Here is an 8,441-nt window from a genome sequence, read left to right as displayed (position 1 = left end):
TATTCCGTTATCTTCAAATACAGATTTTAATACATAACCATTACTTCCTAAATAATACGCTACTTTTGGGCCAAAAGTTATTATTTGGTTTACATATAGTTCTCCATTTTTTTTACAAAAATATCTTCTGCCATCATAGTCTATCCAACCAGTATCAACAAGTTTATTATCATCTATGTTCATACAATAAATTTTTCCGTTTTCTTTATAAATTTTAAAACGTTTTTGATTTAGATTTGATTGACTCTTTACATTATCAAATGACTTATCATCTGATATACTCAAACTTTCTTCATTTTCAACATTTTTAGTAATATTTGTTGAATCTTTTTTATCTTCTATATTATATATTTTTTCTTGATTATCTTTGCTGTTATTGTAATTTAAATTACTGTCTTTTTCTTCATTGCTTTCATCATCTATTGATTCTTTTTCATTTATTATAGTTTTATCAACAGAATTTTGATTCTCGTTATCTAAGCTATTTTCTTTAGAAGAATTTATTGTCTCTTCATTATTTAATTTATCATCAGAGCTTAAATCTGATTCAATCTTATAATTTGTTGATATTTGATCTACAGCTTTTTGCACTCCATCATCAGCATAGCTAATAGCAGAACTTCCTACTAACATAATTGCTGACAAACTAATTATTTTTGCAATTTTCTTCACTCAATTTCTCCTTAAATATTGATTTCTTATTTTAAAACATAAAATATATTTTTAATCTTAAAAACTACACACTTTTTTTATGTATAGTCACTTTTTATATCATATTACACAAAAAAATAAAAAGCAAGAGTTTGAAATACAAAAATTTTATAAGTTAATAAGATGAAGTTATTTATTAAACGCAAATCTATATTATTATAAAATTTAATTATTTTTAGGCATATAAATTTCTACGTGTTTTTCTAATATTTCTATTTGGCATGGAAGTTGTTCGTTTAATTCTCCATCCATATCTAATTCTATTTTTTTATCTTCCAAATTTTTTATTGAAAGTTTTTTGCAGGTAAATGATTTTATATTTTCATTTTCGTCTACTTTACCAAATAGCATATCTTTAGCTGCATCTACTTTTGACATTATTCCTTCGTCTGTCATTACAAATACATTTAAATATCCATCGCTAAGGTCTGCCTTATCTTTGGAAAATTCTAAATTACCAATTTTATTTACTGTCATAACATATACCAAAGATGCTTTGCACTCAAAAGATTTATCTTCGTATTCAATTTTTATATCTACTGTTTCATCTTTTGGTAATGTTTTTAGAACATTTTTAACGTAAGCAAATCCTCCCAATTTTTCTTTTCTTTTGAATCTGTTGATGTTGTTGCTTCTATTAATTTTCCAAAACAAACATAGTAAGAAAAATATGTGTCGTTGCATTTTCCTATATCAACTTTTTTTGTTTTTCAAATGATAATTTTTCAATCGCCTCACAAAGATCATTTGAACCACCTATTAATTGCATATAGGTGTTATTTGTTCCACCTGGCAATAAGCCAATTTTTGGTCTGTAGTCCATTTTGGAAACCCCATTTATTACTTCATTAAATGTTCCATCTCCTCCAACTACAAATATTGAATCAAATTTTTCTTCGCAAGCTGTTTTTGCAAAATTTTCGCCGTCATTTTCTTTTTGTGTTTTTTTATCAATAATTTCATCAAATTCATCTTGTAATTTTTCTTTTAATTTTTCCATAAATTCATCATTTTTTCCATCGCCTGAATTTGGATTTTCAATTAGCATACATTTTTTCATAATATCTCCTAGTGTGAGTTAATTTAAATTTTTTATTTCCTTCTACTTTTAAAATATACCCAAATTTAAATCAATTAAAAAACAGAATAAAACATTTAAAAATTTTTCAATTTCTAAATATTTTATTCTGCAAATTTAAAATTATATATCTATTGATAAATATATTGGTGTATGATCTTGTCTGTCTCCAGAATCTATCATATTAGATTCTTTTATTTTATCTTTTATTCTGTCTGATACTATAAAATAATCTATTCTCCAGCCAGAATTATTAATCTTACTTGTCTTTACTCTTTGTGCCCACCAAGTATATTTTCCTTCAACATCTCCATGAATATGTCTAAATGTATCTACAAAACCTTTGTTTAATAAATTTGTAAATCCATTTCTTTCTTCATCTGTAAAGCCAGCTGATTCATGATTATTTTCTGGATGTTTCAAATCAATTTCTTTGTGTGCAACATTAAAATCTCCGCAAGCAATTACTGCTTTGTTTTTGTCTAAATTTTCCAAATAATTTGCAAATTTTTCATCCCAAATTTGTCTTAACTCAAGTCTGTTTAGACCATTTCCTGCATTTGGTGTATAAACTTGTGTCAAATAAAAATTTTCAAACTCTAAAGTAATAATTCTTGCTTCTTGATCCATTGTATCTGGTGCATCCAAAACTGGAAAAGTAATTTTTGTTTGAAGATTTTTTTTATAAAGCGTTAAACATCCTGCGTATGATTTTCTTGCAGGCTCTTGAGAGCTTACCCATGCGTAATCATAAGATGGAAAATATTCTTCCAAAATTTTATGATGTTTTTTGCTAGGACCAGTTCTTGGTAATTTTGTTTCTTGAAGACAAATCACATCGGCATCTTCAATAATTATAGTTTTTAAAACATCCCTAGACATAACAGCTCTATTTGAATCACTTGTAAGAGCAGCATTTAGGGAATCTATATTCCATGAAATAAACTTCATTGTATCTCCTTTAATTTATATTATTAAAAATATTTTACCAAAACTTTAAAATATTACCAATTTATTATCAAAAATAAATATTAACTTGTTTAAATTAGGGTATTAATTTAATAGAAAAAATTGGAGGTTAATATGAAATGGAAAAATAGGAGAAAAAGTTCCAATGTAAATAGAGGCTCTGGTGCACCAGTTGTTTTTGGTGGTGGAATTGGTGGACTTATTTTAGTTCTTATTTTATATTTTCTTGGAGCAGATCCTTCTGTTATAAATAATAAAAATGTAAATGAAACACAAGAAAATAGGTATGAAGAAACTATTTCTGAAAATCAAAAAGAATTGGAAGATTTTCTTTCTGTTGTTCTTGCTGATACAGAAGATATGTGGCATGAAAAATTTTTTGAATATAATTTGACTTACAAGGAGCCTAGCATGACTATTTATACAAAAACAACAAAGTCATCTTGTGGAATAGCTCAATCTGGTATGGGACCATTTTATTGTCCCCTTGATGAAGCTATTTATATTGATGTTTCTTTTTACGATGAATTAAAAAATACATTTGGAGCTGGTGGAGATTTTGCTTTTGCTTATGTCCTTGCTCACGAAGTTGGTCATCACGTTCAAAATGAATTAGGAATATTAAATCAAACTCAACAACTTCAAAAAGAATTATCCGAAAAAGATTACAATAAATATTCAGTAGCTCAAGAATTGCAAGCCGATTATTTTGCTGGAGTTTACGCATATTTTTCAAAAGAAAATGGATATTTAGAAAAAGGAGATATTGAAGAAGCAATGAAAGCTGCATCATCAATTGGAGATGACAAAATTCAAAAAATGTCTGGCTCAAGCATAAATCCAGATAAATTTACTCACGGCTCAAGCAAAGATAGAAAAAATGCTTTCGATATGGGATACAAATATCATGACATTGAACATTCCATGGAATTTTACAAAAATTTGGATTATGAAATTAAAATTAATATTTAAAATAAAAAAGATAAGCTTTTGAAGTGAACCTAAAAATCCGGAATACGGATTGAGTAGTTCACTTCATTTTTTAGCTTATCTTTTTTATTCCTATAAATTTTTAGTATCTAAAATTACATTAAACATAAATTCGCTTAGTTTATTGTCGTTTGCCTTATAAAACATTTCTTTGCCTTCTCTTTTTGATGAAATAAGTCCTGCTGTTTTTAAAATTTTTAGATGATGGCTTATCGCTGGAGATGACATTCCCATAATTGCTGCTATATTTATTACGCATTCTTTTCTATGGCATAAAAGCCAAAAAATTTGTAATCTTTTTGAATCTCCCAAATGTCTGAAAGCTTTTGAAATATCTGATGCCTTTTCTTCTTCTAATAAAAAATCAATTTTATCGTCGTTTTTATAATGTTTATGTGGTAATTTCATTTATTTCTCTCCTTATTTATACTTTACCACAAAAATAAAATTTAATTTAAATTTTTTTATTGACTTTACATAAATAATCTTGTATTATGAACTTAGATACAATTAAATAATTATTTAATCGTAAATTTTTAATTAAAGGAGAATTTTATGAAAAAATCTTACAAAATTGAAGTGGATTGCCCTTCATGTGCAAATAAAATGGAAATTGAAGCTAAAAATACTGATGGTGTAAAAGATTGCACCATAAATTTTATGATGTTAAAAATGAAAGTTACTTTTGAAGATGGTGTAGATGATAAAGAAGTTATGGAAAATGTCTTGAAAAATTGTAGAAAAATTGAAAAAGATTGTGAGATTTATTTTTAAGGATAAATTATGAGTAAAAAACAAAAGAAAAATTTAAGCAGAATTATTTTATCTGCTGTGATTTTAATTATTCTTCAATTTACAAATTTTGATAGAATTGTTAATCTCTTTTTGTATTTAATATCTTATCTTTTGGTAGGTTATGATGTTTTGCTTGAGGCATTTAATGGAATTAAAAATAAACAAGCTTTTGATGAATCTTTATTGATGTCGATTGCAACCATTGGCGCAATTATTCTTGCAATTTATACAAAAAGCAATGATTTTGTAGAGGCTGTTTCTGTTATGCTTTTTTATCAAATCGGAGAATTTTTTCAATCTTACGCTGTTGGTAAAAGTAGAAAATCTATTGCTGATTTAATGGACATTGCTCCTGATTATGCAAATATTGAAGATGAAAATGGAAATATAATTGAAGTTGATCCAGATGAAGTAGAAATTGGCTCAATAATTATAATTAAGCCAGGAGAAAAAGTTCCTTTGGACGGAATTGTAATTGATGGAGAATCTTCTCTTGATACAAAAGCTTTGACTGGAGAATCTCTTCCAAAAGATGTAAAAAAGGATTCAGAAATATATTCAGGTTCAATTAATTTAAATGGATTGTTGAAAGTTAAAACTACAAAAGAATTTGGAGAATCTACTGTTACAAAAGTTTTAGAATTAATTGAGGATGCGTCTGAAAGAAAATCAAAATCTGAAAATTTCATTACAAAATTTGCAAGAATTTATACACCAGTAGTTGTTTATCTTGCACTAGCCTTAGCGTTTTTACCAGGAATATTTTTATTTTTAATAGGTCAAAGTCCAAATTTTTCTTCTTGGATTTATAGGGCCTTGATATTTTTAATAATTTCTTGTCCTTGCGCTTTGGTAATTTCTATTCCCCTATCATTTTTCGCAGGAATTGGATCTGCAAGCAAAAAGGGAATTCTTGTAAAAGGATCAAATTATATGGAAATTTTATCAAATGTTGACCAAATCATTTTTGATAAAACCGGAACCTTAACAAAGGGAACTTTTGAAGTAACAGCTGTTCATCCAGAAAAATTATCTAAAGAAGAACTTCTTCATATAGCAAGTCACGTTGAAAGATATTCAACCCACCCTATTGCAGATTCTTTGAGAAAAGCCTATCCAAACGAAAAAGATGATTGTGAAATTCGTGATATAAAAGAAATTTCAGGCTATGGAATAAGTGCAAAAGTAAATGATGATGAGGTTTACCTTGGAAATTCAAAATTAATGGATAAATTAAATATAGAATGGAAAGCTTGTGAAAAAATTGGAACCATTATCCATCTTGCAATAAATAATGAATACCAAGGTCACATTGTAATATCAGATACAATAAAAGAAAATTCTAAAAAAGCTATATCTGATTTGAAAAAAAATAATATAAGCAAGACAATAATGCTTACTGGAGATTCTAAAGAAGTTGGAGAAAATGTTGCAAAAAATTTATCTTTAGATGAATTTTACAGTGAACTTCTCCCTCAAGACAAGGTAAAAATCCTTGAAGAAATTTTAGATAAAAAAGATGATGTAAATAAAAAAATTGCCTTTGTTGGAGATGGAATTAATGATGCCCCATCACTTACCAGAGCAGATGTAGGAATTGCTATGGGAGCTATGGGTTCAGATGCAGCAATTGAAGCTGCTGATGTGATTTTGATGGATGATGATCCAGGAAAAATTCCAACGGCCATAAAAGTTTCAAAAAAATGTCTAAGAATTGTAAAAGAAAATATATATTTTTCAATCGGTGTGAAAATTATAGTTTTAATTCTTGGAGCGTTGGGACTTACTTCAATGTGGGCTGCAATTTTTGCAGATGTTGGTGTTACAATTATAGCTGTATTAAATGCTATGAGATGTATGTATTTAAAATAGTAAAATGATTAAAGCAGTTTTAATTGATATAGATGATACGATTTTTGATTTTGAAAAATGTTCCAAAAATTCTTTTTTAAAAACTTTAAAAAATTTCAATTTAAAATTTAAAGAAGAAGATTTTTCTTATTTTAATAAGGTTAATGATATTTTATGGACCAAGCAAAAATTAGGAGAAATTAATATAAAAGAAGTTTTTATAAAAAGAGATTATTTGATGGGTAAATATTTTAATCTAGATATAGAAAAAGGCCTTTTCAATGATTTATTTGTAAATTTTTTATATTATGAAATTGAAATGGTCGACGGAATTGAGGATTTATTATTATATTTATCGGATAAATACAAAATTTTTACTGCAAGCAATGGGATATATAAAATGCAGGAAAATAGGTTAAAAAAATCAAATCTTGATAAGTATTTTGATAAAATTTTTGTATCAGATAAAATCGGTTTTGAAAAACCAGATAAGAAATTTTTCCAAAAAATAATGGATCTTACAAAATTTTCAAATGATGATTTAATCATGATTGGAGATAGCATAAAATCAGACATAATTGGTGCAAAAAATTCAAAAATCAAATCTATTTATTTTAATAAGGAAGACAAAAAAATTTCAGATGAAAATTTCACTTATCAAGTAAAAAATTTATCTGAAATTAAAAAAATATTGTAAAAAAAGTGCGAAATCTTTTCGCACTTTTTTAAATTTTATAATTTTATATCTTTTCCTTCAAGAATTAAATTCATGTTTCTAGCTGAGCACATTGCCCCACACATGGTGCAAGTATTTTCTTCTTCTGGACTTGATGAAGCTCTATATCTTCTACATTTTTCAGGATCAATTGCAAGTTCAAACATTCCTTCCCAATCAAGTTTTTGCCTTCTCTTGCTCATTTCAAGATCCCATTTGCTTGCGTCTTTTAATTTTGCAATATCTCCAGCATGAGCTGCAATTTTTGCTGCAATAATTCCTTCTTTTACATCATCAACATCTGGAAGTTTCAAATGTTCTGCTGGAGTTACATAACAAAGGAAATCTGCTCCATAACTTGCTGCAATTGCTCCTCCAATTGCACTTGTAATATGGTCATATCCTGGAGCGACATCACAAACCAAAGGTCCCAAAACATAAAATGGTGCGTTGTGGCATAATTTTTTTTCAAGTTTCATATTCATTTCAATATCATTTATTGGAACGTGTCCTGGTCCTTCAATTATTACTTGAACATCTTTCTCCCAAGCTCTTTTTGTAAGCTCTCCAAGAGTAATTAGTTCTGCAATTTGGGCAGGATCTGTTGCATCGTGAATTCCACCTGGTCTTAAAGAATCTCCAAGTGATAAGGTAACATCATATTCTCTTAAAATATCTAAAAGTTCATCATAATATTCGTAGAATGGATTTTCTTTATCATTCATTTTCATCCAACCAAATAAAAGTGATCCACCACGAGATACAATTTCATTTACCCTTCTATTTCTCATAAAAATTTCAGCGTTTGCCCTATTTATTCCACAGTGAATTGTAACAAAATCAACTCCATTTTCTGCATGGTTTCTTACAACATCCAAAAATTCTTTTGCTTTTATAAAACTTAAACCCTTATCCAAAAATCCAACTGCATCATACATAGGAACAGTCCCAATCATCGCTGTAGATTTTTCAATTAATCTTTTTCTAAATTCTTGAGTTTTACCATAATTTGATAAATCCATAATTGATTCAGCCCCCATTTTTAGTGCCATATCAACTTTTTGCATCTCAAGATCAAGGTCATTTAAATCTTTTGAAATTCCTAAATTTACATTGATTTTAGTTTTTAATCCTGTGCCAATTCCTTCTGGAGAAATGGAATTGTGATTTTTATTTCTAGGAATTACAATTTCGCCCTTTGCTATTTTTTCTAAAAGAAATTCTTCACTAACATTTTCTTTTTTGGCAACAATTTTCATCTCTTCAGTTACAAAACCATGTTTTGCAGCTTCCATCTGTGTCTTATATTTCATAAATTAAAAAAACCTCCTA

Annotated in this window: 10 protein-coding genes; 4 read left to right on the top strand and 6 right to left on the bottom strand. The window is 27.6% G+C overall.

The features are described from left to right. The 4 genes from HGAG_RS11525 to HGAG_RS00960 form a co-directional block, all read right to left on the bottom strand. Nucleotides 1–672 (bottom strand): hypothetical protein (locus HGAG_RS11525; RefSeq protein ID WP_026074024.1); only part of this gene is annotated, 672 nt, incomplete at its 3' end. A gap of 204 nt (nucleotides 673–876) precedes the next feature. After that, entirely contained in the window at nucleotides 877–1,365 is a 489-nt protein-coding gene (locus HGAG_RS11815; RefSeq protein WP_244263788.1) for a diacylglycerol/lipid kinase family protein, read from the bottom strand. A 34-nt stretch (nucleotides 1,366–1,399) separates the two neighbouring features. Then, complete coding sequence (locus HGAG_RS11810) at nucleotides 1,400–1,771, bottom strand: acylglycerol kinase family protein (protein WP_244263787.1); 372 nt, start codon at nucleotides 1,769–1,771, stop codon at nucleotides 1,400–1,402. 141 nt (nucleotides 1,772–1,912) lie between these two features. Next, nucleotides 1,913–2,740 (bottom strand): exodeoxyribonuclease III, encoded by an 828-nt coding sequence (locus HGAG_RS00960; RefSeq protein WP_019117529.1) that lies wholly within the window; start codon nucleotides 2,738–2,740, stop codon nucleotides 1,913–1,915. Nucleotides 2,741–2,872: 132 nt separating this feature from the next. On the opposite strand from HGAG_RS00960, the gene ypfJ reads away from it, so the two are divergent. Next, nucleotides 2,873–3,730 (top strand): KPN_02809 family neutral zinc metallopeptidase, encoded by an 858-nt coding sequence (gene ypfJ, locus HGAG_RS00955; RefSeq protein WP_019117528.1) that lies wholly within the window; start codon nucleotides 2,873–2,875, stop codon nucleotides 3,728–3,730. 90 nt (nucleotides 3,731–3,820) lie between these two features. Here the strand turns inward: ypfJ and HGAG_RS00950 are convergent, their stop codons facing one another. Then, the gene (locus HGAG_RS00950) at nucleotides 3,821–4,156 is read right to left on the bottom strand and encodes an ArsR/SmtB family transcription factor (RefSeq protein ID WP_019117527.1); all 336 of its coding nucleotides are present in this window, start codon (nucleotides 4,154–4,156) and stop codon (nucleotides 3,821–3,823) included. A gap of 147 nt (nucleotides 4,157–4,303) precedes the next feature. Here HGAG_RS00950 and HGAG_RS00945 point away from each other — a divergent pair, with 147 nt between their 5' ends. From HGAG_RS00945 to HGAG_RS00935, 3 genes are read left to right on the top strand one after another with little or no spacing between them, the layout of a single operon-like run. After that, entirely contained in the window at nucleotides 4,304–4,522 is a 219-nt protein-coding gene (locus HGAG_RS00945; protein WP_004838994.1) for a hypothetical protein, read from the top strand. 9 nt (nucleotides 4,523–4,531) lie between these two features. Beyond that, the gene (locus HGAG_RS00940) at nucleotides 4,532–6,415 is read left to right on the top strand and encodes a heavy metal translocating P-type ATPase (protein WP_019117526.1); all 1,884 of its coding nucleotides are present in this window, start codon (nucleotides 4,532–4,534) and stop codon (nucleotides 6,413–6,415) included. 4 nt (nucleotides 6,416–6,419) lie between these two features. Then, nucleotides 6,420–7,091 (top strand): HAD family hydrolase, encoded by a 672-nt coding sequence (locus HGAG_RS00935; protein ID WP_019117525.1) that lies wholly within the window; start codon nucleotides 6,420–6,422, stop codon nucleotides 7,089–7,091. 35 nt (nucleotides 7,092–7,126) lie between these two features. Here HGAG_RS00935 and thiC read toward each other — a convergent pair whose 3' ends face one another. Continuing rightward, on the bottom strand, nucleotides 7,127–8,422 hold the full coding sequence (gene thiC, locus HGAG_RS00930) for a phosphomethylpyrimidine synthase ThiC (RefSeq protein ID WP_019117524.1): 1,296 nt from the start codon (nucleotides 8,420–8,422) through the stop codon (nucleotides 7,127–7,129). Between the last annotated feature and the right edge of the window lie 19 nt (nucleotides 8,423–8,441).

This window comes from Anaerococcus obesiensis ph10 (assembly GCF_000311745.1).
In the GTDB taxonomy this organism is placed as follows: domain Bacteria; phylum Bacillota; class Clostridia; order Tissierellales; family Peptoniphilaceae; genus Anaerococcus; species Anaerococcus vaginalis.
The sequence above is the reverse complement of the archived record's forward strand: the minus strand, read 5'-3'. Positions and strand labels throughout refer to the sequence as shown.

Bases quoted from the DNA above. Each gene is read 5' to 3' on its own strand.
- HGAG_RS00940 (WP_019117526.1), top strand. From the start codon at position 4,532: ATGAGTAAAAAACAAAAGAAAAATTTAAGCAGAATTATTTTATCTGCT.
- thiC (WP_019117524.1), bottom strand. From the start codon at position 8,422: ATGAAATATAAGACACAGATGGAAGCTGCAAAACATGGTTTTGTAACT.
- HGAG_RS00950 (WP_019117527.1), bottom strand. From the start codon at position 4,156: ATGAAATTACCACATAAACATTATAAAAACGACGATAAAATTGATTTT.
- ypfJ (WP_019117528.1), top strand. From the start codon at position 2,873: ATGAAATGGAAAAATAGGAGAAAAAGTTCCAATGTAAATAGAGGCTCT.
- HGAG_RS00935 (WP_019117525.1), top strand. From the start codon at position 6,420: ATGATTAAAGCAGTTTTAATTGATATAGATGATACGATTTTTGATTTT.
- HGAG_RS00960 (WP_019117529.1), bottom strand. From the start codon at position 2,740: ATGAAGTTTATTTCATGGAATATAGATTCCCTAAATGCTGCTCTTACA.
- HGAG_RS00945 (WP_004838994.1), top strand. From the start codon at position 4,304: ATGAAAAAATCTTACAAAATTGAAGTGGATTGCCCTTCATGTGCAAAT.
- HGAG_RS11810 (WP_244263787.1), bottom strand. From the start codon at position 1,771: ATGAAAAAATGTATGCTAATTGAAAATCCAAATTCAGGCGATGGAAAA.